Origin of the sequence: Streptomyces sp. NBC_01077 (assembly GCF_045162855.1) — a bacterium.
Classification (GTDB): domain Bacteria; phylum Actinomycetota; class Actinomycetes; order Streptomycetales; family Streptomycetaceae; genus Streptomyces.
Genome location: NZ_CP108669.1, coordinates 9389437 through 9413897, shown reverse-complemented (window position 1 = coordinate 9413897; position 24461 = coordinate 9389437). Strand labels below are relative to the sequence as shown.

Below are 24461 nucleotides of genomic sequence, written 5' to 3'. Positions count from 1 at the left end.
CTCAGCGCCTGTCGCCACAGCCGCTAGGTACGGCGCCTTGCTGACGTCATGCCCGGAGGCCGGCCGCTGCATAGCGGCTTGTCCGTGTCCGGCCTGGGCCGGACTCTCTGGGCCGTCGAGCTGGCCTTCGTATGACTCCACCCGTTCAGACGGCTCCGCATCCACTACGGGATACGCGCCGGCCTCCACCTCAGCCTGCTCCAGCCAGCCGGCAGCACCTTCTGCTTGACTCCGAACCTCGTTCTCACACGGTCTGTAACCAGCCCGCCGGCCGGAAGCCAGCCAGACCGCCGGCAGCGCCGGGCTGTCCACGCCACACGCTCTGCGGCAAGGCGGACCGCGGCGGCGTCGGCCTCCTGTTCGCGTCCGGACCACACAGCCAGACCTAACACAGCATGTCGAGCCGGCGTACTCACTTGTGGGCTGACATGTCCCGCCAGACACCGCGACGGCGAATACCAGCCATCATCCCCTCTGCTGACGGAAGAACATACGACCATGACTGGTGGCGAGTTCGGACGTTCGAAACCAGACAGGCGACCCGCCTGCAGCGCAAGATTTCTTCCCGATGACCCCATTTGCCCGCCAGATCAATAGGCCTGATCGATCCTCAGCGGAATGTGACATGGCCGCATAACCTCCGGTCAGTGGCGAGGAAGTACCTCCCCACCACAAGGAGTTACCCGTGCGTGCTTTTATTCATATATCACCGCGTATGTCACGTCGCGTGCTCGGCACCGCTGTTATGGCCGGAACCCTGGCCCTGGCCCCGCTGTCCGCCCCGGCGGCCGCCCCTTCCACCACTACCCTGGCCTCGGCCGAGAAGTGCGCAGACGGCCCCTCCGCCCTCTCCGGCGCACGCAAGGCCAAGGGCCACGCCACCCAGGCCGAGCCGAACGAGGTCACGGCCGCCCAGGCCAAGGCCATGGACGCGGACCTGGAGAAGAGAATGCCGCAGGCCCGGGCCGCCGGCCGCGTGTCCGCCGCCACGGTCACCATCCCCGTGTACTTCCACGTCATCCACAGCGGCACGACGGGCAAGCTCAGTGCCGCGGCCGTCAATAGCCAGATCGCCGTTCTCAACGCCGCGTACGCGGGCCAGGGCGCCGGCAACGTGAACTCGGGATTCCATTTCTCGCTGGTCTCCACCGACTACACGGACAATGCGCACTGGTACAACCTGAAGGACGGATCCCTCGCCGAGACCCGGATGAAGCGGACGCTCCGCAAGGGCGGCGCGAACGCGCTCAACATATACACCGCCAGCCTCCGCGGCGGCCTGCTCGGCTGGGCGACCTTCCCGTACGCCTACAGCACCCGGCCGAAGATGGACGGCGTCGTCATCCTCGACACCTCACTGCCGGGCGGCTCCGCCACGAACTACAACCAGGGCGACACCGCCACCCACGAGGTCGGCCACTGGATGGGCCTCTACCACACCTTCCAGGGCGGCTGCATCGGCAACGGCGACGGCGTAGCCGACACCCCGGCCGAGAAGAGCCCCGCGTTCGAGTGCCCCACCGGCCGTGACTCCTGCGCCAACAAGACCGGGGTGGACCCGATCCACAACTTCATGGACTACACATACGACGCCTGCATGTACCAGTTCACCTCGGGCCAGGTGACCCGAATGAAGCACTTCTGGACCGCCTACCGCGCCTGACGGACCGTCCGGACACAGCGCCGTGGCTCCCGGGGACTCCCCGGGAGCCACGGCCCGTTCCGCCTACGGCCCGCTGCGCGAACGGTGCGGGGGGCCGTCGCGCGAGTCTTTGGGCCTGGACACAGGGTGAACCGCTTCGCACTCATGCAGCATCCGCCGCCCGGCCCGACGGGATGGATATGCCAGGAGGCGCGCAAGGTCATCAGCGCGCCACGGGCGCACGGCGAGGGCCACCTCGAAAAAACGCGATGTTCAGGCCCCGGCTGCTCCAGAGGGAACCGCCAGTTGCGAGGCGGGTAACCGCTGAGAACTTCAGCCGCGCCAGAGCCGCGACAACGGCTGCCTGCGGCCGGTACCCACCGGCGCCGAGCCAGCGGCTGGCGAGTGGCTCCGCCCTCGGCGGAGCGGAGCGTGCGACGGACGGGCGATGCACGTGCCGCCCGTACACGACCGAAGGCCAGCCAGCACGCCGGCCGGGGTATCTCATCATCATTATTAACCCTGGTTGCCCCTGCGGACACTGGAGGTGGCCTTGAGGCCGCAGGAGGTCATACCACCCCAGCGTCCCGGCCATCCGGAACGTGATCTCCGGGGGTACCCAGTGATCGCGGCAGCAGAGCGTGGGGCGAATGGGGCAGGCTTCGGAGCCGTCAATGAGCGGCGGAAGCTCGTACTGGCCGCCGTCGGCTGGTGCGCTGTGTGCGGGCTGCCCTTTGGGGATGAACCACGATGGGCGCCACTTTCGCGCCCAACGTCTTCCGGGTGCAGGCGATGCAATACTTCAGCCACCGCCGCTCGTACGGCTTCATCGCCCGGCAGGTCCTGGACCGCGCCGAGCTTTCTCAGGCCGCAGCTGCCTTCCCCGACGCATCTGGCAAGGCAGCCGCGCAGTGGCTACTGGACCAGGGTGATGATGTCCCCAGCGCTGTCCCTCTGGCGAGAGCCCGGCAGACAGCAGGTCTCTGTGCCCCCCTTCCTGAGGTGAGGCCAGCCCGCCCAGGCCGTAACGTCGGCAAGAACGCGCACTTGCCCCTGCGGTTCAGGCCGCAAGGCCCGCCGGTGCCACCCTGCAGGGGTACCCGAGTAGCCCTGCAGGGTGGAAACGTGCTTGCGCACGGCGGCTCGCGGATGCGGCGCGCCGACGGGCCACCGTCCCAGCTCCAGACGCTGGAAGAAATCTGGGGGATGATCTCCTCCCAGAGACAGCCGAGACCTCGCCGCACCAGCACAGTCCAGCCTCTGACCTGCCTGTTTAACAGAACACTCAGGTACCGGTCTTGCCCGAACCTCATCCGGGGGGGAGGTGCCGGCGAAGGGCGAAGGGTGTCTTGTTCGGTCACGGCACGGCCTCGCCGGCGCTCTCGTTGGTGATCAGATGTTCCCCGCACCCCACCCGAAAAAGGCCCGCGGCGGTGAGGGCCAGGATTGTGCGGGTGTCTCACCGCCTCAGGTGGGCAAGTCCGAGCTCGAGGACCGGCGGTAGGTGCGGGGTGGAACCAGTGGGCTGCGAGCCACAGGTGACCACGCTCTCCCTGCCAGGTCAGGCCGCCGCTCTTTGGCGCTGCGCCGGGCGGCAGGCAGGGCGAGCGAGATCCGTGGTACTGACTGATCGTTTCAGAATGAGGTTCGGAGTCGTCTCAAGCAGATGATGCTGCAAGCGAGTTTGAGCAGGCCGAGGTGGAGGCCGGCGCGTATCTCGTAGCGGATCCGTAGTCGTTTGAACTGGTGAAGCCAGGCAAGGGTTCGCTCGACGGCCCAACGGGTCTTGCCCGGGCCGGAACCGTGAGCTGTGCCTCTGCGGGCGATCTTCGGAGTGATACCGCGGGCCCGCAGGAGGCGTCGGTACATGCCGTAGTCGTAGCCGCGGTCGGCGAACAGCCGGCCCGGTCGTTGTCCCGGCCGGCCCGCGAACCCCACGGATGCGGGGTATCGCGTCCAGCAGGGGCATCAGCTGAGTGGACGTCGTGACGGTCTCCGCCGGTCAGCGAGACGGCCAAGGGGGTGCCATGCCGATCGGTGATCAGATGGTGCTTGCTGCCCGGACGCGCACGGCCGGCCGGCGAAGGTCCGGTGTGAGCCCCACTTTGAGGGCCCTGACATGCGAGCCGTCGACCGCGGCGTCGTCCATGTCCAGCAGACCCGCCTTCCGTAACTCAGCCAGAAGCACCTCGTGCAGTCGGGGCCAGACCCCCGCCTCCGTCCAGTCCCGCAGCCGCCGCCAGCACGTCACACCACTGCAGCCAATCTGCTCCGCAGGCACGTGTCGCCAGCTCACGCCCTTGCACAGCACATAGACGATGCCACGCAACGCAGCCCGGTCATCCACCGGCAACCGCCCCGGATACCTCCGGCGCCGTGGCGGCCGGGGCGGAAGCAACGGGGCAACACGCTCCCACAGATCATCAGACACAAGATCATCCAACACTGCACAAACTCTGCCAGCACCACCCCGCACCCCCAAGAGCAATGCCCACTCATTCTGCATCGGCCAGTAACGGCCCTGGGAGCGATACCGGCTCCGGATCTGTCTGGCGGTCTGGGCCCGCGCGGTCAGGACGCCGCTGAGTGGTGCCGTCAGGCGGACCGCGGTCGCCGCTGTCCTGACCGGCGCGTCTTGGCCAGGGAGCGGACCGCAGCGGCAGCGCCTGCCACACCATCCCCGGGGACTGGAGGAGGGGCCAGGGCTCGGGGCCGGAGTCATCGGTGTCGACGAACTCCGGCGGCCGTGTGGCCGAAGCCGGCGGGCCAGCCGGTGTGCTCGCTGGCCACGGCGCCGGCCAGGCGTGCTTCGACACAGTTGGCGGTGCTCAAGTCGTGCCGCGCAAGTCGGCCATGCGGAGATCGGCGCGTTGGAAGACCGCGCCGTGGGCGACGGCCTTGCGCAGGTTCGCCTCGCACAGGCCACTCTCAGCACGGGCTCGTTGAACCTGCTGGTGTTCGCGCTGCTCACGTACATCGCGGAGCTGAAGGGCGAGAAGTCTGTCATCTTCGCGATGGAGGAACCGGAGATCGCGCTTCCTCCGCACGCGCAGCGGCGCCTGGTCGATCACGTGGTCCGCAACATGGGCCAGGCGATCGTGACGTCGCACTCGCCGTACGTGATCGAGCGGTTCACCCCGGAGCAGATCGTCGTCCTGGACCGCGACTCGACAGGGTCGATGACCAGCGAAGACATCACTTTCCCCGCGGGCTTCAAACTCAAGCGGTACCTGGCCAACCAGCGGCAGTTCGCCGAGGCCGTGCTTGCCCGGGCCGTGCTCGTGGTCGAGGGCGCGACAGAGGCCGCCCTCTTCCCGATCGTCTCCGACGTCCTCGACCGTGACCGGGACCGTCGCTGAAGGAGTACGTCCACATCGACCTCGCCGGCGTGACCGTCTTCGACGCCCAGGGCGACACGTCGGTGCCCCTGTTCGCACCCGTCTTCAAAGCCATGGGCAAGCCCGTCTACGGCATGCATGACACCCCGACCAGCCCTCTCACCCCCGATGCCGAAGCGAAGGCCGCCCACTTCACCCGGTACGAGGTCATCGGATACAGCGGGGTCGAGGAATTGCTGACGGTGGAGATTCCTGTCACCGTGCAGCGCCGGTTCCTCAAGCACGTGGCCACACGCTCCGACTATCCGCACAACGCCGGCTTCCTGGACGAGCACGCCGATGACGAATCTGCCCGGAAGCTGACCACGCAGGTACTCAAGAAGAGGAAGGGGGAGGATACGCGGCTCTGCTGATCTCACAGTGCGCAGACCGGTCCGAACTTCCGTGGACCCTTGCCGACTTCCTCGTTCAGATCGACCTCGACCTGCGCACCACGCCGGCACCGGCCATCAAGGAGCCGGACGACAGTGGCAGCGAGCCGGATGACGATCTCGGATGAAGATCGACGAGAAGCGCCAGGCGATCCTCGACTCGTCAGGGCATCTGCTGATCGAAGGTGGCCCCGGCTGCGGCAAGACGACCATCGCCCTGCTCAAGGCGCAGCAGTACGCCCCGCACGCTCGAGCCGGGACAGCGCGTCCTCTTCCTGAGTTTCTCGCGGGCGGCGGTCCGGCAGATCACTGAGCTTCTTCAGCGTTGCCGCTCCAGCGTGAGGATGGCCTTGACGATTGACGTCATGCGGTTGGGGCTGCATCGGGACCTGCGGAAGATCCGCCAGGACTTCAGGCTCGCGACACCGCGTTCGACGGGCGCTCGTGCTGCGGCCAGCGCCCGGTTGAGGGTCTTCTCGGTGGAAGTGAGTTCCTGCAGGGGTCTGCGTTTGATGCCGGTCGTCAGCCACGGTCCTGCGCCTTGGTAGGCGAGATCGGCCAGGATGGGAACGCCCTGGCGCTCGCAGATTCGGATGATCCGGTGGGTGCGGGCGGCGGTCAGGTCGTGTGTGCGGCCCGGCAGGGCGGGCGAGAGCCACAGCAGCCGGCTGCCGGGGTCGGTGACGACCTGCACGTTCACGCCGTGGCGCTGGTGTTTGTGGGAGTAGTCGGCCCGGCCGTCGCCGACCCGGTCGCACTCGGCGAGGGTGCCGTCGAGCAGGATGAAATCGGGATCGTGCTCGCGCAGCGTCTTGAGCAGACCCGGTGCTCGTTCGGCGAGCAGGTCGACGACCGCGCGGGTGTAGGCGTGGGCGGTGGACTCGCTGATCCCGAACCCGGCGGCGATCTTTGCCAGAGTGGTGTGCTCTCGTAGGTACACCAGTGCCACCATCGCCCGCTGAGACGGACGGAGCTTGCAGCGCCGGTCGCCCTCACGGGTGACAACCAGCATGGTGACCCACTCCACGAGTGCATGCGGCAGGTCAAGTGCGGCAGGATGGATGACCAACGAGGCCCCCGAGCAACGTGATTGAGACATCAGACATCTCGATCAACAGCTCGGGGGCCTCGTTCGTTGCGCTTCACGGCCCATCACCCGATCGGTGGCCAACTCGAAGAAGCTCACTCAACGGATGAGTGGCGTTCTGGACCGCCAGACACAGAGCCTCATCGAGATCCGCACCTTCCATGCCTTCTTCATGGACCTCGTACGCAGCCACGGCCGGCTGGTGACCGGAACGCCGTCGTCGTTCATCACTCCCGAGAGGGAGAAACACCTCAAGACAGACTTCGACGGCCACTGGCCGACCGAGCGTCGCCGACTGGCCGAACAGGGCCGGTACAGCTTCGACGAACTGGCTCCGGCCGCCGCTACTCTCCTGGAGAGCAGCACAGCCGTCCAGACGCTCTACACGCAGATCTACCCCGTGGTCATGGTCGACGAGTTCCAGGACACCAACACCAACCAGTGGCGGGCGGTGAAGACGTTCGCCGCGAAGTCGACGGTGATCTGCCTGGCCGACCCGGACCAGCGGATCTTCGACCACATTCCCGGCGTCGACGCCGAACGGATCAACCACGCAATCGATCACCTGCAGCCCACGCGGTTCGACCTGTCCGCCGACAACCACCGCAGCCCCTCAGGCGGCCTCCTCGATTACGCCAACGCCGTCCTGCGCGCCAACCCTCACCCGGCACCGGAGGCCGTGCAGACCATCCACTACGCCACCTACAACGCTCCCCCGGTCGAGGCATTCACCCACTACGCCGTCATCGCGCTTCGCCAGCACCTCGAATCCGAACTCGGCCGGCCACCGACCATCGCCGTCCTCGCCCGCGAGAACGCCTTCTTGGGAAGAATCTCGGAGAAGATCACCAGCGAGGGCTCCATCGGACATCACAAGCTCCCCGCCATCGAGCACGACTTCGTCTTCGATCCGGAACTATCGGCAGCAGCCGGCTACGTCGTCGCTTCCATCCTCGAGTGGCCGGGACTGGCCCCCACGGACGCCATCACCCGCACCCTGCGCGCCGCAGCCGACTACTACCGGGTCAAGTTCAGCAACGGCACCACCGGCGCCAAGACGACCGTGCAGACCCTTGAGAACGCCATCGCAGCAATCCAGAGCGACTCCGCAGTCAAGTCGAAGGCAGCAAAGCTCCTGATCGCCAGTCACGCACGCGGAATCCGGCTCACCGGCCAGCCGGTCGCCGACTGGCAGACAGCACGTGCCCTCCTGACCGGAGCCAGGGAACTTGACGAAATGTTCAAACAGGTTCGGATGCTTCGACTGCTCAAGGCCACCGATCTCCTCGCCTGGGTGCTCATGGAAGCCGGGGACGCAATGTCCTACCGCAACGCGGCCGGAGCCATCAGACGCGCACTCGGCAACGAGTCCCTCGCCATGTCCCGCCAGGAGCACACCGACATCAGCCTCATGAGCATGCACCGCTCGAAAGGCAAAGAGTTCGACGGAGTGGTCATCGCCGAAGACATCCACCGATCCAAGCTTCTCGATCCCCAATGGGACACCAAACGCACCGCCGAGACCCGTCGCCTCCTTCGCGTGGCCATCACCCGCGCCCGGCACATGGTCGTCTTCGTCCGGCCGGTCGGGGCACCGCCCCTCACCCCGCCCTCGCCTCCCGCATCCCAGTGAACTGCAGGAGTACAGCACCGGAAGACAGGCACCGTCGCGGACGTCTGACGGACAGGAAGGCGATCGGTGGCGCCCATGCGCCGCGCGTCGCCCAGGAACTCAACCACCGCGGATGGCACGTCAGCCCCTGAGGCACGGAGTCATGGGCGAACCTGTACGGCTCGCTCTGCAGCACACCACCAGCTCGCTGCGCCGGACATCCGGCCTCATCGCCGCCGAGGGGCGGCAGGCCGACCTGATCGGCTGCAAGAGCCGCATGACCAGCCGGGCCGGCCGGGCCGGCCGGCGTCATGCCGTGGAGCGCTCCGCGGTCACCGCCCCTCTGCAGCCCGTCGCCTGGACCGGGATCCCTCTCTACTGCGTCTTCGACAACCTCGGCCTCCTGGGCCCGCACGACGCACTCGGCCTCGGGCAGGCGGGTCCCCTCACCACGGCCGGTTCCGGGACTCCCTGCCTCGTTGTCACCGCCACACGCGGAGTCGCCTTCGACCAGGTCTTCGGCATCCCTGACGGACTCCTGGCGGTCTGAAAGCAGCAGCCGAGCAGGCTTCGGCGCTCAGGTTCCGTGTCGGGGCCAGGTGGTACGGGCGATGAATCGCGCACGGCCCTCCCCGACGGGATGCTGCCATGCCGCGCCCACGCTGCGCTCGGCGGCAAGACAGCACAGCTCAAGATGACCGAGACTCAGAAAGTAGCGGTCGGCCATAGATACTTTCCCTGGCTGGACTTGTCGTGCGCTCATCCATTCCATCAACATGCCGGCCGAGTTCCGGGCCATCGAGGGGCGGGAGAGGTCTGCTTCAGACTCCAGGCCCCAGGTCGCGCGGTGCCACATCTGGTCGACGGCTGTCCGTACCTCTTCCCTGAGGTTGCAGAGCTCTTCCCGGCTCGTCTCAAGAAGCAGATCGAACCGCTCTTCGGGAGAGGTTTCCTCATAGCGGGCCATCTGCGACGAGTGAGAGATGGCCGCGTACTCCCATACGGCAAAGACGTCATCGTCGTCCTGGGAACAGTCGAAGGCCAGCGCTGCTGATAGGTCGGCCATGAACTCGTGGTCGTCCTCGGGCAGGCGCAACCTGTTCAGGCCCACGAGGACGCCGAGAAGCCGCTCGTCGACCTGTCGCTGCGGAGCACCTGCGAGGTCCGGAAGGCGGCGCAGGTTGATCCTCATCTGGCGCACTGCCCGTCCACCCTTGGCCAGTTCGGTCCGGGCCTCGGCTTCTGCGGCCTCGTACTCCTTGCCGAGTGCTGAGTCCCATCCTTCGGGCACACGTGCCGCGGCCTGGGCGATCACGTTCTCGTGGCGTAGGCAGCGGTTGAAGTAGGTGCGTGCGATCGCGAGTTTGAGCGCCGTTTCGGGGACATCGGCGCCGTCGAAGAACGCCAGAAGTGCCAGGTCGTCGCTCCGCCTTCCCGGGACACTGAGTCGGGCGAGTGCACAGACGAGGTCACTCGTCCCGTCCGGGTAGACCGACGCGGTACCGTGCCGGCCGCGGTAGACACGCGTCGGCTGCGGCAGCAGGCCACGCCGACGCCATCGCTCAAGCTGACTCGCGCTGACCGCATATCCCTGCGCGCGGGCCTGCCGGATCAGCTCCTGATCAGCCTTGCTGGGTTCACTCCGAGGCATGCGCAAGACGCTACTGAGCACACCACGGCAGCTTCCGCGCCCACCGCGCGGGGGTCCAACCTCGCTGAAGGGCCTGTTCGGTCGCCTTCGATGCATGACCGGTGCCCCTGTTCATCTGTCGATGAACAGCAAAAGCCACGCTGCTTTGTCACGCGCGTAGAGTTAGGTATGGCGTCCTCACCTGCGATGGAATGGCTGCGGCTCTTGCGAGGCGGGCGCACGCGGGGCGGCGCTTGCCTTGTGGGCGGGGCCGTGGCGGGCTGGAGGGTCCAGCGGCGGCGTGCGGCTCAGTGGGAGCGGGTGAGGTCTCAGGGGCTGCGTTATGCGCTGGCGCAGCTGGACGCTTTGCATCACCGGCAGTTCGAGGAAGCGGTGCGGGATTTGATGCGGCGCGATGGGTGCGCGGACGCGGTGCAGGTCGGTGGGGCCGGGGACAACAGCGCGGATATGAAGGCGACCGATCCGTACGGGCAGCGCTGGGTGAATCAGTGAGCATTTTCAGCGTGGCCACCGATCGGGTGATGACCTTGGCGCCCGCAACGGACAGGGCTCCCGGGCCGTTGGGTGAGGTGTTCGAAGTCTCAACCTGCCGGCCCAGGAGCCCTGTTGGTTCCCTATCCTGCCGCACTCGACCTGCCTCATGCGCTGGTCGAGTGGGTCACGATGCTTATCGTCACCCGTGAGGGTGACCGCCGCTGCAAGCTCCCGCCGCACAAGCGCGCCCTCGTCGCTCTCGCCTACCTGCGCAAGCACGACACTCTCGCGCAGATCGCCGCCGGGTTCGGCATATCCGTAGGCACCGCCCACGCCTACACCACCGCCGTCGTGCGGCTCCTCGCCGACCGGGCGCCGGGCCTGCTCAAGACCCTGCGCGAGCACGACCCGGACTACGTGCTCCTGGACGGCACCCTCAGCGAGTGCGACCGCCTGGGCGACGCACGCGCCGATTACTCCCACAAGCACCGGCGCCACGGCGTGAACGTGCAGATAGTCACCGATCCCCAGGGCCAGCTTCTGTGGATCTCGCCGGCCTTGCCGGGCCGCGCTCACGATCTGACCGCCGCACGCACCCACCGCATCATCCGGATCTGCGAACGCCAGGGCGTCCCGATCGTCGCCGACCGCGCCTACATCGGCGCAGGCTCCTGGGTCACCACCGCCATCCGCCGCCCGCCCAACGGCGAACTGTCACCGACCGAACGGACGCTGAACCGGGCACTCGCCCAGGCCCGCGCTCCTGTCGAACGAGGCGTCGCCCGCCTGAAGTCCTGGCGGATCTTCCGCCGGAGCCGCTGCAGCCCGAACCGCATGACGGACATCGCCGCCGCGGTCCTCACCCTGGAGAGGCAACGCTGAAAATGCTCAGTGCAAGCACCGCAGGGCCGGTCTGCCGGCTCCGCGGTGGGTACGCCGGATCTGCAGGTGCTCAACGGCACCGGCCGACCGGTGCACAAGGGCGATGTCGTCGTCCTCGTCACCAACGGCAGGTTCTCCAAACCGGCACTCGGCTTCGCCCGGTCCCAGCGCCTGTACCTGGCCGACCGCCCCCTCCTCGCCCAATGGGCCAGCGGCTCGAGACCTCTGCGGGAACTTCTGGGGCCATTCCCCCGCCCCGCCGGCCCGCACCCCTGTCCTGACGCCGAACTCTGGCCGCCTCGCTCGGGTCGGCAACTCGGTCTCGGCGGGAGGCGAGTGCCGGGTCCGCGGCGGGAGCGGGTGGGAGCTCGTGGTCGCGGGCGAGGGCTCCACGGGGCAGGCGCAGCCGTGGGCGGTGAATGACGGGCTGGCCGGATTCGTCTGCCGGTCGGGCGGTGGGAGTTCCGCCAGGAGGCACTGGAGCGGTTGTTGCGCTGGGCGCTGGAGGAGTAGTTCGTACCCGCCGAAGGTACTTCCCAGGTGCCGACGGGTGGAGCGAGTGCTCGATGGTAAGCAACGGCGGTTCAAGCCCTCGCCGCCTGACTACCCCAGACAGCCTCATGCCCGGCACCGCATCCTTGACGAAGGGCATAGGTACACCCCCCGAACAATCAGCCTTCGTACCCGAGGAACTGATTGTCTCCCTGCTGTCCCCGCGGGGGGAGTATAGCCGCCGGGGTAGTGCAATTGGCATCCGAGTACAGAACGATTTCCCGTTCAGTTCCGTTCACAATTTTCTGCGTCATCTTCGGAATAGACGCGCACTGACTAGCTGTCGTAATCTCGAAAACGCCGCTCTCGGCATGGGCGGCAACGGGTAGGGAAAACGTTGCAGCAATCCCGGCCACAGCAACGAAGCCACGCAGACGAGAAGAAGCCTTCATGAGTGAAAGCATTTCGGTTCCTGACCTTTCTTTGAAATAGAAATAAATAGCCTGAATCCCGGCCAGGCCGGAACGCAGGGTCCCGGCTTTTATGAACTGAATATTTCATAAATCAGGAAACAGGGGAAGCAGGGCGGGCGGCAGCATCGTGCAGAATGATCTGCAGGAAATTGCCATCTTGAGTACTGACCCAGCTCAATGCGGCAGGTGAACGGCATCCTGGACGAAGAACAGGGGTACGGCGGCGGGGCACACGATCGGGATGGCTGGCAGCCTGTCGCCTGCTGGGACTGATGCGACTGCTGAGGGTTGACGTGAAGTCGATTCCGGTGTCTCTGACAATGGTCTGCCGGTCCAGTTACTGGAGGAACTGGCCGCGCTCGCGGCGGGGGAGACAGTGGCCAGTGGTGATCTCTGCCCGAGCACGCACGGGCCCGGCGCCCACGACGAAATGACTCTCCCTCCGACAGGGAAAGGACTGGCGTCCGGGGAGACCGTCACGCACCTCGCCGAGGTCTAGGACGCGTATATAACAGCAGTCAGAGTGGGTGTGGGCATGGCTGGGTGCCAGGTGGCCGTGGATGGCTGCCGGGTGTAGAGGTCTTCCCGTCAGGCCTCGGTTTCCCTGGGGTTGAGGGTGACTGTGCAGCCGAGCTGATTGAGTCGGCCGATGGCCCGGCGGGTGGCGCGTTCGGGATGTCGCTGGGTGAAGTAGGTGCCGCCGAGTTCCTGGCAGGCGGCGTTGTCGGTGAGCATGTGCCCTGATCGAGTGCTCGACGGCGACGAGGGCCCGCCGGGGGGCCGCGGCGGGCGGTGAGCCGCTTGTAGCGGGCGGCGAGGTAGGTGTCCTTGGTTCTGACTGCGCCGAACGCGGCGAGTCCGGGGGGCCCCTTTGAGGTAGGGGTTGCCGGGCCGGACTCTGGTGTTCTTGGTGCGGTCGGCGGATTCGTGGTGGCCGGGGCAGACGCCCGCCCAGGACGCCAGGTTCCTGGCGGAGGGGGAACGACGTCATATCCCCGCCGGTCTCCGCGATGATCACTTCGGCAACGTACTGGTTGATCCCGGGGATGGTGTCGAGCAGGTCGGGGGCGGAACGAAAGGGTGCCATCGCCTCCTCGACCGCGCCGTGATCTCGTCGATCATGGTGGTGAGCTGGTCGTACTGGTCCAGATGGAGGCGGGTCAGGAACGCGTGGTGTTCACGGAAGCGTCCGGTCAGGGCCTCGGTGAGTTCGGGGATTTTGTTGCGGAGCTTGCGTTTGGCCAGGTCCGCGAGGACGTGCGGGTCGGCTTCGCCACGGATGAGGGCTTCGAGCATGGCCCGTCCGGAGATGCCCATGATGTCGGAGGCGACTACGGAGAGTCTGATGCCGGTGTCCTCCAGCCGCTGGACCACGCGGGAGCGTTCCCGGGTGGCGGTGGTCCGGGCCCGGGTGAGGTCACGTAGTTCCCGGACTGGTCGGGGCGGCACGAACGAGGGGCGGACCAGTCCGTGGGAACCGAGCTGGGCCAGCCAGGCCGCGCCCGAGGCATCCGTCTTGCGGCCCGGCAGGTTCTTGACCTGGCGCGCGTTGACCAGGATCACGTTCAGGCCCTCGGCCAGCACGTAGCAGAATGGCTTCCAGTCCGAGGTCGCCTCGATCACCACCAGCGTCACCCGTGCGGCAATCAGGTGCTCCAGCGGTGCAGGCCGATGCGGACTGGGCGGGGCAGCAGGTCGGCGATCGTCTCGTAGGCAGGCAGGACGTGGTCGCGTGGAGCGCGTCCGGCTGCCCGGTCGACGGCGATCGCGGCGAGCCTCTGCCGAGCGAGGGCAATCGGCTCGCCCCGCTTCCAGAGCAGCAGGAGGTCGATGCCCTCGTCCTGGAGGGCTTGACGTTCCTGCAACTGGAAGCTGATGCCTCGGCGGTTGCCGCGCAGACCCCTACGCATGGGCGTGTGGCCGTCACAGCCGCTGAACAGGGCGTCGACTACCTGCTGTGTCCAGCTTTCGTCGGTGGTGTGCTGGACCACGACGTCGATGTCACCGACTTCCGGGGCGCCGCGGATACAGGAGCCGAAGAGGTGGACTTCGGTGATGAGGTCGAGTGGCCAAGTGCTCTGTTCGAGACGGTCGAGCATCTCGTGCAGGATGGGGTCGCCCGCTCCCGCTTCATGCAACAGCTCCTGATCTTCTCAAAGTTGGCCGGCGCTGGAGGAGGGGACTCCTAACCCCCGACACTGACGACGGCGTTTGCCGTGAGCCGAGATGGGCTGAGCGCATGGTTCCTGCGATGGTGTGTTTCAGGGTCGCGATGGTTTCCCGTCCCTTCTCCGCTTAGCTTGCCGTTTAACCTCGCCTGTCACCCGACCTGCTGATCTGCGGTGTTTTCCCTGACAGCGGAGGCGGCCGTTCTCCACGCTTCGAGATGTCGAGTCAGGAAGCACCAGAGAACTGCCGCCGTGTATGAGCCTGCCTGCCGAGGTGTCCGGACGCGAGGCGTTGGATGTGTTGTCCCGCTTTCGTGTCGAGTTCTACGACTGCCTGTATGCCCGGGCTGACGTGCTCTTCGAGCTGACCGACGCGGTGCTGTGTGCGGAAGGGCCGGTGAACACCCTGGTCGAGCTGTCGCTGACGGCCGAACACCGGCGTGGACACGGGACCTTGTATGCGGGGTTGAACCGCGGCTGGATTGAACCGACGCGCCTGCGACGCGCTCTGGCCGGCCTGCCGCTGCCGAGAACACCGGACGGGCGGATCGTACTGGCCGTGGACGTAAGCAACTGGCTCCGCCCCGACGCTCCCACCAGCGATAACCGGCTGTTCTGCCACGTCTACGCACGCGGCGACCGCGGCAAGGACCAGTTCATCCCTGGCTGGCCGTACTCCTTCGTCGCCGCCCTGGAAACAGGCCGCACCTCCTGGTGCCGGCTACTGGACGCCCAGCGGCTCGGACCCGCAGACGAGGCGACACTCGTCACCGCCGCCCAACTCCGCGAGGTCGTTCGACGCCTGGCCCACGCGGGACACTGGAAGCCAGGCGACCCCGAGATCCTGATCGTGATGGACGCCGGCTACGACGTCACCTACCTCTCCCACGCCCTGCGGGACCTGCCCGTCGTGCTGCTCGGACGACTGCGCTCGGACCGCGTCATGCTCCGCGACCCGGGCCCCACCCGCTCCGGACCCAAGGGCGGAAGGCCCGGCCGGCACGGCAGCGTCCTCACCTTCGCCAAGCCCGACACCTGGCACCAGCCCGACATCACCACCGCCACGAACACCACCCACTACGGCAAGGCAGAGACGATGGCCTGGAACCGGATGCATCCCCGGCTCACCCACCGCGGCCCCTGGCTGGACCGCAGAAATGAACTACCCGTCCTGCACGGCACATTGATGCGACTGACGGTCGAGCGCCTGCCAGGCATCCGCGAACCGAAACCAGTCTGGCTGGGGTGCTCCGCAACCTCAGCCACATCGGCGGACGTAGACCGGTGGTGGCAGGCCTTCCTCCGCCGCTTCGACCTGGAACACACCTTCCGGCTGATGAAACAGACCCTCGGATGGACCGCACCGAAGATCCGCCGCGCCGACACCGCTGATCTGTGGACCTGGCTGATCATCGCCGCACATGCCCAGCTCTATCTCATCCGGCCCCTCGCCGAAGACCTCCGGCGCCCCTGGGAACGACGAACTGAACCGCGTCGCCTCACCCCCGCCCGGGTCAGGTGGGGGTTTCGCAACGTCCGCGCGACCGCGGCCCGCCCGGCAGCCGCACCGAAACCATCCCGACCCCCAGGATCGAAGAACAAGCACCGGGCCAGCCACCACAGCGTTGGCAAGACCGTCAAACGCGCCGAGTCGATCAAGGAACATCAAGCCCGCAAAGGTTAAACGGCAAGCTTAGAGCTGTCCGGCCGATCATGCTGGTTGTTAGCGTTCTGGCGTGTCAAAGACCAGCGTGAGCAACGAGACCGAGAGCGTGCTCTGCTTGTGGGTGGAGCCCTGGGGAACCGACTACTGGATGCGTCCCGGTGAACAGTTCAGCGTCGTGACGGAATTGGAGCCCGAGGAGTCGCCGTTCAACGTCGTTGTCCATGCCCAGGGCATCACAGTGTGGGTGAACTCGGCCAACTCCTCCGAGGTCCTCGACCAGGACGGCGTTATCGTTCCGTGCGGGCAACAGCGGCCGGCTGATCTGGGGTGGTGACCGGTCTCGGCGTCAGGACTTCAGCCAGATGGCGAGGGCGGTGACGGTTCCGATGAATGCGTAGCCTCGCTTGTCGTAGCGGGTGGCCAGCGCTCGGTGGTGCTTGAGCTTGCAGATGGCCCGCTCGACGGCGTTGCGTCTCTTGTACCGGTCCTCGACGAAGCCCGGTGGTCGTCCGCCGCGTGACCCCTTGCGCAGGCGGGCGGCCCGGCTGTCGGTCTTCCAGGATCGTGTGCGGGATACCACGGCGCCGCAGGTACTGAAGGCAGGGCCGGTTGCTGTAGGCCCTGTCCGCGGCGACGCTGTCCGGCTTGCTGTGGGGGCGGCCCGGTCCGAGGCGGGGAACACCGTTCTTCTCCAGTACCAGCTTGAACTGGGGACTGTCGCCCCGTTGGCCTGGAGTGATCACCGGGGACAGCGGGCGGCAGCGTCCGTCGGTACTCAAGTGGACTTGCGGGTGAAGCCGCCCGCGTGCGGCCCGGTCCCTCACCGCCTGCACCCCCTGCGCCAGCCGGGCGAACAGGCTCTGCCACGGAGGTTCGGCCTGCTGTTCCGCCGCGAAGTCCCCCTTTGACGTGGCTGGGCCGGGCGGCGGGTCATTGCGAGCACCGGCCGCGTGCTGGTGCGCGCGCTCGTCGAATCGGCCGAGACGTTCCCGCCGATGTCACCGGCGGCATCGGCCGCGGCATGGACCTGCGGCAGCAGACGTACCCAGGTGCCGACTGCAGACCACAGCCGGCCCAAGGGGAGTGATCTTGGCTGGCTCCGGCTCGCCCCGCTCGACCGCACGAACCTACTGGTTGTCGGACTTGACCAAACACATAGAGGCCCCGTCCATGCGGCCCCGGCCACCTGCCTCCCGGTATCCGGTCAACCCCCGGCAGGACGCGGCCGCCCACAGAGCGGCCCGTTCGGTCCCCCGGTGCCCCGGGGGGCGAAGACGACCGCCTCGGTACCGGCGGCCGGGATTACCTGGCATGGTTTGAGGCGCCGAGCAGGAGGGGTGCCTCCGGGGGAAGTCCCTGAGCAGCATGGATGTCGTAGTTCTGCACAGCCGGGCAGGAGCAGACAAGGTTGCGGTCCCCGTATGCGTCATCCAATCGGCGAGCGGCAGGCCAGTACTTGGCTGTGCGCAGGTATGGCAGAGGGAACACTGCCTCTTCGCGCGAGTACGGGTGCGGCCAGGGCCCGGTGAGTGATTCTGCGGTGTGCGGTGCGTTGTGCAGCGGGTTGTCGTGCTGCGGCCATTCGCCGCTGGCGACTTTGCCGATCTCTTCTCTGATCGCAATCATGGCCGTGCAGAAGCGGTCCAGTTCGTTGAGGTTCTCCGATTCTGTCGGTTCGATCATCAGTGTGCCCGGAACGGGGAACGAGACGGTGGGGGCATGGAAGGCGTAGTCGGCCAGTCGTTTGGCGACGTCCGTCACGCTGATGCCCGTGCTGCGAGTGATCGGGCGTATATCGATGATGCATTCGTGGGCGACCAGGCCGTGCGGGCCTGTGTAGAGGATGGGGTAGTGGGGGCCCAGGCGCCGGGCTATGTAGTTCGCGTTCAGGATGGCTGTCTGGGTGGCCTTCAGTATCCCGTCGGCTCCCATGAGCCTGATGTAGGCCCAGGAGACCGGCAGGATGCCGGCCGATCCCCACGGCGCGGCCGCGATCGGTCCCGTCCCGCCGGCGGGGCCGGCGTGCGGCTCTTCGGGGTGGTTGGGAAGGTAGGGGGCCAGGTGTGTCCGGACGCACAGGGGTCCGATGCCCGGGCCGCCGCCGCCGTGCGGGCTGCCGAAGGTCTTGTGGATGTTGACGTGGGAGACGTCCGCGCCGAACCTGCCTGGGCGGGCCAGGCCCGCAAGGGCGTTGAGGTTGGCGCCGTCGAGGTAGACCTGGGCGCCTGCGTCGTGGGCGAGGGCGCAGACCTGGGTGATGGACTCTTCGAAGAGCCCGTGCGTCGAGGGGTAGGTGACCATCAGCACCGCTGCTTCGTGCCGGTGCTGCTCGAGTTTGGCGGTGAGGTCGTCCAGGGCGATGTTGCCGTCGGCGTCGCAGGAAATCACGACGACGCGCATGCCTGCCATCGCTGCGCTGGCTGCGTTGGTCCCGTGAGCGCTTTCGGGCATCAGGCAGATGTCGCGGTGGGACTGGCCCTGGGATGCCAGGTACTTCCGGATGGCCAGCAGGCCGGCGAATTCGCCCTGTGCGCCGGAGTTGGGCTGCAGTGAGACTGCGTCGTAGCCGGTGATGTCGGCCAGCCATTGCTGCAGCTGCCGGATGAGCTCGCGGTAGCCTTCGGTCTGCCCGGCGGGGGCGAAGGGATGGATGTCGGCGAAGCCTGGCCAGGTCACAGGCATCATGGCCGCAGCCGGAGTCATTTTCATGGTGCAGGAACCGAGTGGGATCATGCCCCGGTCCAGTGCGTAGTCCCTGTCCGCGAGGGTCTTCAGGTACCGGAGCATGCCGGTTTCCGTGTGGTGTTCGTGAAATACCGGGTGGGAGAGAATGGCATCTTCTCGCAGCGGGCAAGGGGACCCGGCAGTGCGGACGTTGCCGTCGAGGGTGTCGATGTCGTGTCCGGCCACGCCGAATGCGGCCCATACCTGTTCAAGGTGCTCACGTCGGGTGGTCTCGTCGCAGGCAATGCCGACGCAGTCCTCGCCCGCCGCCCTGAGATTGATGCCCCGGCCGGCAGCGGTCTGCACCACGTGCCGGGCCCGGCCGGGAACCTTCGCCAGTACGGTGTCGAAGAACTGGCCGTGGACGAGTTCGATGCCCCCGGCGGCAAGCCCGGCAGCCAGCACCCTGGCGTAACGATGGACCCGGTGGGCGATTGCCCGCAGGCCGTCGGGACCGTGATAGACGGCGTACATTCCGGCGGTCACGGCGGAGAGCACTGCTGCGGTGCAGATGTTGCTCGTGGCCTTCTCGCGCCGGATGTGCTGTTCGCGTGTCTGCAGTGCAAGCCGGTAGGCCTGGCGGCCGTCCGCATCGACCGACACACCCACCAGACGGCCGGGGATCTGCCTGCGCAGATCGGCCTTCAGGGCGATATAGCCCGCGTGGGGCCCGCCGAAGCCGAGCGGGCATCCGAAACGCTGAGTGCTGCCGACGACCGCATCGGCCCCCATGGCACCGGGTGCGGCAAGGATGACCAGGCTCAGCGGATCTGCGGCCACCGCAACCCTGGCACCGCGGCGGTGTGCCTGTGTGATGGTGGATGCAAGGTCGCGCACCACACCGCTGGTGCCCGGGTACTGCAGCAGGACGCCGTAGAAGCTTTCCTCCGGCAAGCCCGATGCCACGTCACACACGAGCACTTCTATGCCCAGCGGTTCCGCCCTCGTCCGGACCACTTCGATCGTCTGGGGCAGGCAGTCCTCGTCGACGACGAAACGCGGGCTCTGGCTTTGCGCTGCCCGGTGCAGCACCATCATCGCCTCGGCAGCGGCGGTCCCCTCATCCAGAAGGGATGCGTTCGCCACGGGCAGTCCGGTCAGATCCGTGATCATCGTCTGAAAGTTCATCAGTGCTTCCAGGCGTCCCTGCGAGATCTCAGGCTGGTACGGCGTGTAGGCCGTATACCAGCTCGGATTCCCCAGCACATTCCGCGCGATCACAGGAGGCGTGAAGGTGCCGTAATACCCCTGCCCGATCATGTTGACCATGCGCTTGTTGCGGGCAGCCAGTCCGGCGAGCTCCTGCAGCACGGTCTGCTCATCCACCGCATCCGGCAAGCCCGGAGGCGCACTCTCGCGGATGGCATCCGGTACTGCTTCTCCGGAAAGGCAAGCCGGCGACGGATACCCAAGGTATGCGGCTACTCGGCCCGATTCCTCTTCCGTCATCCCTATATGGCGACTGGCGTAAAGGGAGGCGTTTTCCAGCATGGCCAAGGGGGTATCGATCATGACTCTGGCTCCAGGATACGGGTCCAAGAAGGTGAGCTTCAGTACCATTGGCGCCAATACGCCCGAATCGACACTGAGTAATCACTACTCGGATCCGGCCATCGAGGCGGCGGCCCGGCACCGGCTGCGGCAGCCTGCGCATCCGCACACCCAGGCCCGCTGCGGCCCCCGCACCGAGCAGCCCGCGGCGGCACAAGCCGGCTGGCGTGACGGGCCCGCGTGCCGCCACTCCGGAGCGCGCCCGCTGCCTCCGGCCGGGCTCGCCGCCGTGTCCGGCACGCCAGGGAAGAGCGCAGCGAACCCGGGAGGACCGGTCGGCGGCCCGCGCTGCCGCGTCCGGTCATCCGCCCGGAACACTGCCGGCCGCCCCCCGCAGGGCTGCGAGTACGCCAAGCAGAGAGGGCGAGGACGGCTCTCGCGACTGACGTGAGCCGGTTGGGGCTAATCCCTGTCTTACGGAGGGTTGCAACGACCGATTGAGTCCCGGTTTTGCGAGCCGTGATCGATGCGCCTAACTGCCCCGGCCAGGACCTCTTAGTCTGATCGGCTGCCGCGAGGGCGTCGATGACGAGCTCGGTACGCACGTGATCGGCGATCGCCCCATCCCGTCAAGGAGCTGACCAGCCACAAGACTCTCACCCAGGGCCATCCAAAGCGGACGTAAATGAGTATTTAATACCCTATCTGCCACGCGCTTTATGCTGTCCAATCCTCGAGGGGCGAAATATGCGTCGTGGACCGAGAGAAGGAAAAGGGTAGTACTACCTATAAGGTAGGGCCGAACAAGGAGCCGCGGCCGCTGAGTACCGTCACTCAAGCCTTGGGCGCCCTGTGTTTGAAATAAATATCCGCGAACAGTCAGGTAGGGAAAATGCAAAAGAGGATCGAATGGGTCGGGCGACTGGCGTCAGTAGCAGGCCTTGCAGCAGCGTTAGCCATAGGATCGGCGGGAATTAGTCAAGCTTATCCACAGCCCATATGTTCGAAGTGCAAGACGGAGGTCGTGAACCCTCCGCCGCCTTCCACCGCCTCTTAGGGCGTCCGCCAGTAGGCGGGTGAAGCGGTGCAGGCGCGGTCCCCGATCCTGGAGGTTTTTGTGCTTCACGATCATTCGGGGTGACCGTGCCTGCCGGTCCAAGCATGCCTGTTCAAGCTAGTCCGCGACCAGTTCCTGGCGCTGTCGCCCGAACGGGTGGACCGTGATCCGTTGGGCTGGCGCAGCCCTCTAAATTCCAGATGGGGTCGCTTTCGCCCGTCTGATGCAGGTGCTCGTGTTCGACTGCGGATACGGACGAGTAGCCGAGGACCCCTGCTCCGTCACCACGCTCCGCCGCCGCAGAGGCGAAGGGGCGCACTCGGTGTGATGAAACAACTCCGACTGCCGGTTCCGTCCGCCTACGATCGCATGATCGGCCTCAAACTGGACCATCTCATCACGGACGGATGTATCACCACGGCGCCCGCCGACGGCGAGAGCACGGGAAGAAGTCCTGTTGACCGCATTGAACAGGGGATCAAACACTCGCAGTTGACCGCAGCGCAGGGAATACCTCTGACCGCCGAGCCCGCGCCAGCGAACGTCCGCGATCACGCCCTGGGACAAAGCACAAGCTCGCCGGGCCCCCGGACCCATGCGGACGCTGCCTTCGTAGGCCGAATGTAGTAACCGGGACCGCTACGGCCCAGGGCGGCCGCGCTTTGCGTGTCCGCGCTCATCCGCACAGCAGCCGTGTACCAACCCCTCTCCTGCAAGCGCTGCGCGACCTCTCTGACGACCGTGGGCTTCCCCATGCCCGCTGCTCCCTCGCACAGCACGATCTGCCGACTGGGCGGGTCCATCGCGGTGAGCATCTCGACGAGATCGTCCGCATGCGGACGTGCAGCAAGGCAACGAAAGACGCAGGCTGAGCCTTGGCGTGGAAGACGAGACGCTCAACTGTCACCCGCAGGGCATCGACTGTGGTCGTGTCCCCGACCAGGAAACGTCGCCTGGCTTTTTCTTCTCCAGGTAGCCCCACACCAGCAGTCAGAACATGGTGGATCTGTTGGTCGAACAGGGCGCGCAGGATGGAGCCGACCGCTTCGGGGTCACCTTGCACCAACGCGGCATAGCTCAAGTTCACGGCCCGCTGTAGCCCTTCCTCCTGCTCATGCAGAACGTCGACCAGCCGCAGGTACCTCCACGCGGTTTCCTGGTCGGCATCCGCCTACGCCGCAACGGCCTTCGCAAGCAGCTCAGCGTGCGGAGCTGTCCGGCTCTCTTCGAAGTCTTTGAAAGATCAGCATCCCGTGCACGCGCACACAGGCCACGCAGATTGGGGGCGTCAGTCGCCACGATCAGACGGACCCTCTTGCCCGCGGCAAGGTGCGCCTTGACCTTCCGCAGCACCTCGACAAGCGCTCCTGGGGTCCACGGCTTCCCACTGGCCTTGACCTGATCACAGTACGGACCGTCCGGAAGCCGAAGCTCGAACTCAATGCCCTCGCCGGCTGCGTTCAATGGCTCCAGATGAATGCTTGATGCCTCGCCCCTGAGCAACCGCGCGACCTGCAGAGCCGTCCACCAGTGCTCGAACCTGTTGGGGAGCTTGTCCCCGGCCCCGCCAGCTGTGACCATCCAGCGCCCCGTAACCCGCCGTGAAATGCCGGGCCCAACCACCCGGAAGTCACCACGCTACCCGCCCCCCGCCGGCACCCGCCCAGCTCCGGCCTCGGTTCCGGGCGGCCTCCCGCATGACGGTGAGGCGGCGCTGTGACGGGTGAGGGCCTGGTCGGCGCTGTGGGTGCCGTTTCCGAGATCCTCAAGATCCATGGTCTTGGGTGTCAAGGACCTCGGGTGCGGGCCCCTTTTCGTTCAGAACAGCGCCAGGTCCTCACCGCTGGTATCCGCGATGACGGGACGGACCCGGTCGGGGAGGCCGTCCAGGCGGTCGGGACCGGCCGCGGCAGCCACGGCCGGGGCCGCCACGGCCAGCCAGGTACGAAACTGTAGGACGGCTTCGCGATAGGGAACCTGCGTCAGGACTCGGTGCTCGCCAGTGGGACAGAGGTCGACGGCGACGGTGAGCAGACAGGACCCGGGCGCGTTCTGGCTGCCCGTCCAGGACACGCGCAGCAGACCGCACGGTTTGCGCCCGCGGGGGGCGCGGTGGGCCGGGCGCATGGCACGGCAGGCTGTGTGGGCGGTCCATGCGGCGAGGTGCGGCAGGGGCAGCGTGGTGCGGGCTCGGCAGCCAGGGCATCGGTGCCAGTGAGGGAGCCAGTCGGCGGCGTGGGTGTCGAAGAGGCGTGTGTAGTGGCCGGCCACACGAATGTCGTTGCTGTACAGGTGGTCGGGCCGTTCCTGTGTGTTGCAGGAATGGCACACAGGGGCGCGGACATAGCCGTGTTCGTGGCAGTGATCAAGGACTGCGGCGGGCGCGGTGCGGCAGACAGCGCACGCCCACCCGGCCACCTTGCCGCAGACGCCGGGCTTCCTGCTGACTGCCGAGTACAACTGGCCCTTCAGCTCCCCGTTGTACACCTGCAGTACGGTGGCTGAGTCGTCCGTACTCGTCGTCTCGCGTCCGGCGGCGGCTTTGGCCTGCCGGTGGGTGGATGACAGCTCAACTGGGGTCTGGCTTGCCTGCCGCGTGGCGTGCAGCCACCGTCTTTCGGCATGTTCGGCTGCGTCCAGCACCCTGACCACAGCGCGCGGCAGCCACCACGTTCCTGCTGCCCGGCCGTGGGGCTGCTCTACGAGTACCCGACGCCAGTCGATCCCTGCCAGATGGCTCGGCCGGCTGCCTTCATCTCGTGCTGCCCGCCCGGTCTCGCCCGGCTCCTGCAGTTCCCGGCTGATGCGCCGACGCCAGGGCAGGAGCATTCCCTCGTCATGCTCCTGCCCTGGCATGCCGCCAAACGGACCGATGCGGACCAGGTCCTGGCGCTCCATCTGCACCGCGTTCAGTTCCGCTGCCGCCCGGCGCACCTCGGTCTGGGGAACACTCCACCGGCTGCCGTCTGCCGTCACCGTCGTCACCACACGACCGCCGAGCAGGACGTACCCCGCCCGGGCATCAGCAGGCGAGCATGTGAACGCCGCGACAGCTGTCGGCACCGCACTCCCGCTCGTCAGATCAACCCACAAAGAGTCCGCGGTGCTCAGGGAGATCAGGCCACCCCTACGGCCCGGTATGACATGCTCTGACATACCAACAGGCTAACGGCCGGCACCGACCAGGTGATAGACGGTGACCGGCACGCTGCGCGAACAGAGCGGCTGCGAACCCCCAACTGGGGCGCCGGCTACGACTATCAGCCCCTACCC

General features: G+C 66.9%; 18 protein-coding genes and 6 pseudogenes. 13 read left to right on the top strand and 11 right to left on the bottom strand.

All coding sequences use genetic code 11. The features are described from left to right. Window positions 1-715: 715 nt before the first annotated feature. Together OG462_RS42215 and OG462_RS42210 are read left to right on the top strand one after the other, a co-directional pair. Window positions 716-1663 (top strand): zinc metalloprotease, encoded by a 948-nt coding sequence (locus tag OG462_RS42215; protein WP_406054100.1) that lies wholly within the window; start codon window positions 716-718, stop codon window positions 1661-1663. A 1024-nt stretch (window positions 1664-2687) separates the two neighbouring features. Further along, window positions 2688-2750 (top strand): annotated as a pseudogene (locus OG462_RS42210) (SEC-C metal-binding domain-containing protein); the annotation flags it as partial. A 527-nt stretch (window positions 2751-3277) separates the two neighbouring features. Here OG462_RS42210 and OG462_RS42205 read toward each other — a convergent pair. After that, window positions 3278-4088 (bottom strand): annotated as a pseudogene (locus tag OG462_RS42205) (IS5 family transposase). 382 nt (window positions 4089-4470) lie between these two features. Then, on the bottom strand, window positions 4471-4689 hold the full coding sequence (locus tag OG462_RS42200; RefSeq protein ID WP_406054102.1) for a pentapeptide repeat-containing protein: 219 nt from the start codon (window positions 4687-4689) through the stop codon (window positions 4471-4473). On the opposite strand from OG462_RS42200, the gene OG462_RS42195 reads away from it, so the two are divergent. The 3 genes from OG462_RS42195 (at window position 4585) to OG462_RS42185 (ending at window position 5724) form a co-directional block, all read left to right on the top strand. Further along, window positions 4585-5001, top strand: coding sequence for an ATP-dependent nuclease (locus OG462_RS42195; RefSeq protein ID WP_406054104.1), 417 nt, complete (start codon window positions 4585-4587; stop codon window positions 4999-5001). The two genes, OG462_RS42200 and OG462_RS42195, sit on opposite strands and share 105 nt — an antisense overlap. A gap of 29 nt (window positions 5002-5030) precedes the next feature. Then, entirely contained in the window at window positions 5031-5393 is a 363-nt protein-coding gene (locus tag OG462_RS42190) for a hypothetical protein (RefSeq protein WP_406054106.1), read from the top strand. Window positions 5394-5535: 142 nt separating this feature from the next. Continuing rightward, window positions 5536-5724, top strand: coding sequence for a hypothetical protein (locus OG462_RS42185; protein WP_406054108.1), 189 nt, complete (start codon window positions 5536-5538; stop codon window positions 5722-5724). Window positions 5725-5730: 6 nt separating this feature from the next. On the opposite strand, the gene OG462_RS42180 is transcribed toward OG462_RS42185, so the two are convergent. Continuing rightward, window positions 5731-6480, bottom strand: coding sequence for a transposase family protein (locus OG462_RS42180; protein WP_406054110.1), 750 nt, complete (start codon window positions 6478-6480; stop codon window positions 5731-5733). Between the two features lie 124 nt (window positions 6481-6604). Between OG462_RS42180 and OG462_RS42175 the strand changes: the two genes are divergently transcribed. Further along, entirely contained in the window at window positions 6605-8131 is a 1527-nt protein-coding gene (locus OG462_RS42175; RefSeq protein ID WP_406054112.1) for a UvrD-helicase domain-containing protein, read from the top strand. Between the two features lie 142 nt (window positions 8132-8273). After that, window positions 8274-8660, top strand: a complete 387-nt coding sequence (locus OG462_RS42170; RefSeq protein ID WP_406054114.1) for a hypothetical protein — start codon at window positions 8274-8276, stop codon at window positions 8658-8660. A 27-nt stretch (window positions 8661-8687) separates the two neighbouring features. Here the strand turns inward: OG462_RS42170 and OG462_RS42165 are convergent, their stop codons facing one another. Further along, window positions 8688-9761, bottom strand: coding sequence for a hypothetical protein (locus OG462_RS42165; protein WP_406054116.1), 1074 nt, complete (start codon window positions 9759-9761; stop codon window positions 8688-8690). Between the two features lie 237 nt (window positions 9762-9998). On the opposite strand from OG462_RS42165, the pseudogene OG462_RS42160 reads away from it, so the two are divergent. The 3 genes and pseudogenes from OG462_RS42160 to OG462_RS42150 all read left to right on the top strand — a co-directional run. Next, window positions 9999-10250 (top strand): annotated as a pseudogene (locus OG462_RS42160) (restriction endonuclease); the annotation flags it as partial. Window positions 10251-10367: 117 nt separating this feature from the next. Next, window positions 10368-11117 (top strand): transposase family protein, encoded by a 750-nt coding sequence (locus OG462_RS42155; protein ID WP_406054098.1) that lies wholly within the window; start codon window positions 10368-10370, stop codon window positions 11115-11117. Window positions 11118-11124: 7 nt separating this feature from the next. Next, window positions 11125-11398, top strand: a pseudogene (locus OG462_RS42150) (restriction endonuclease); the annotation flags it as partial. 1272 nt (window positions 11399-12670) lie between these two features. Here the strand turns inward: OG462_RS42150 and OG462_RS42145 are convergent. The 4 genes and pseudogenes from OG462_RS42145 to OG462_RS42130 form a co-directional block, all read right to left on the bottom strand. Next, complete coding sequence (locus tag OG462_RS42145; protein ID WP_406054118.1) at window positions 12671-12817, bottom strand: hypothetical protein; 147 nt, start codon at window positions 12815-12817, stop codon at window positions 12671-12673. A gap of 147 nt (window positions 12818-12964) precedes the next feature. Beyond that, window positions 12965-13054, bottom strand: a pseudogene (locus OG462_RS42140) (transposase); the annotation flags it as partial. Between the two features lie 42 nt (window positions 13055-13096). Further along, complete coding sequence (locus OG462_RS42135) at window positions 13097-13717, bottom strand: transposase (protein ID WP_406054120.1); 621 nt, start codon at window positions 13715-13717, stop codon at window positions 13097-13099. 11 nt (window positions 13718-13728) lie between these two features. Then, entirely contained in the window at window positions 13729-14220 is a 492-nt protein-coding gene (locus OG462_RS42130; RefSeq protein WP_406054122.1) for a hypothetical protein, read from the bottom strand. A 286-nt stretch (window positions 14221-14506) separates the two neighbouring features. Between OG462_RS42130 and OG462_RS42125 the strand changes: the two genes are divergently transcribed. Next, window positions 14507-15934 (top strand): NF041680 family putative transposase, encoded by a 1428-nt coding sequence (locus OG462_RS42125; protein ID WP_406054124.1) that lies wholly within the window; start codon window positions 14507-14509, stop codon window positions 15932-15934. A 52-nt stretch (window positions 15935-15986) separates the two neighbouring features. After that, window positions 15987-16250, top strand: coding sequence for a hypothetical protein (locus OG462_RS42120; RefSeq protein WP_406054126.1), 264 nt, complete (start codon window positions 15987-15989; stop codon window positions 16248-16250). Here the strand turns inward: OG462_RS42120 and OG462_RS42115 are convergent. After that, on the bottom strand, window positions 16204-16659 hold the full coding sequence (locus tag OG462_RS42115) for a hypothetical protein (RefSeq protein ID WP_406066231.1): 456 nt from the start codon (window positions 16657-16659) through the stop codon (window positions 16204-16206). The two genes, OG462_RS42120 and OG462_RS42115, sit on opposite strands and share 47 nt — an antisense overlap. 559 nt (window positions 16660-17218) lie before the next feature. Beyond that, window positions 17219-20152: an aminomethyl-transferring glycine dehydrogenase gene (gcvP, locus tag OG462_RS42110; protein WP_406054130.1), complete on the bottom strand. Its 2934-nt coding sequence runs from the start codon at window positions 20150-20152 to the stop codon at window positions 17219-17221. A gap of 1126 nt (window positions 20153-21278) precedes the next feature. Here gcvP and OG462_RS42105 point away from each other — a divergent pair. After that, window positions 21279-21761 (top strand): annotated as a pseudogene (locus OG462_RS42105) (IS5/IS1182 family transposase); the annotation flags it as partial. A gap of 1245 nt (window positions 21762-23006) precedes the next feature. Here the strand turns inward: OG462_RS42105 and OG462_RS42100 are convergent. After that, window positions 23007-24344: an endonuclease domain-containing protein gene (locus tag OG462_RS42100; RefSeq protein WP_406054132.1), complete on the bottom strand. Its 1338-nt coding sequence runs from the start codon at window positions 24342-24344 to the stop codon at window positions 23007-23009. Window positions 24345-24461: the final 117 nt, after the last annotated feature.

Coding starts and splice junctions, on each gene's coding strand:
- OG462_RS42215 (WP_406054100.1), top strand. CDS start 716: ATGTCACGTCGCGTGCTCGGCACCGCTGTTATGGCCGGAACCCTGGCC.
- OG462_RS42185 (WP_406054108.1), top strand. CDS start 5,536: ATGAAGATCGACGAGAAGCGCCAGGCGATCCTCGACTCGTCAGGGCAT.
- OG462_RS42175 (WP_406054112.1), top strand. CDS start 6,605: ATGAGTGGCGTTCTGGACCGCCAGACACAGAGCCTCATCGAGATCCGC.
- OG462_RS42170 (WP_406054114.1), top strand. CDS start 8,274: ATGGGCGAACCTGTACGGCTCGCTCTGCAGCACACCACCAGCTCGCTG.
- OG462_RS42165 (WP_406054116.1), bottom strand. CDS start 9,761: ATGCCTCGGAGTGAACCCAGCAAGGCTGATCAGGAGCTGATCCGGCAG.
- OG462_RS42145 (WP_406054118.1), bottom strand. CDS start 12,817: ATGCTCACCGACAACGCCGCCTGCCAGGAACTCGGCGGCACCTACTTC.
- OG462_RS42125 (WP_406054124.1), top strand. CDS start 14,507: ATGAGCCTGCCTGCCGAGGTGTCCGGACGCGAGGCGTTGGATGTGTTG.
- gcvP (WP_406054130.1), bottom strand. CDS start 20,152: ATGATCGATACCCCCTTGGCCATGCTGGAAAACGCCTCCCTTTACGCC.
- OG462_RS42100 (WP_406054132.1), bottom strand. CDS start 24,344: ATGTCAGAGCATGTCATACCGGGCCGTAGGGGTGGCCTGATCTCCCTG.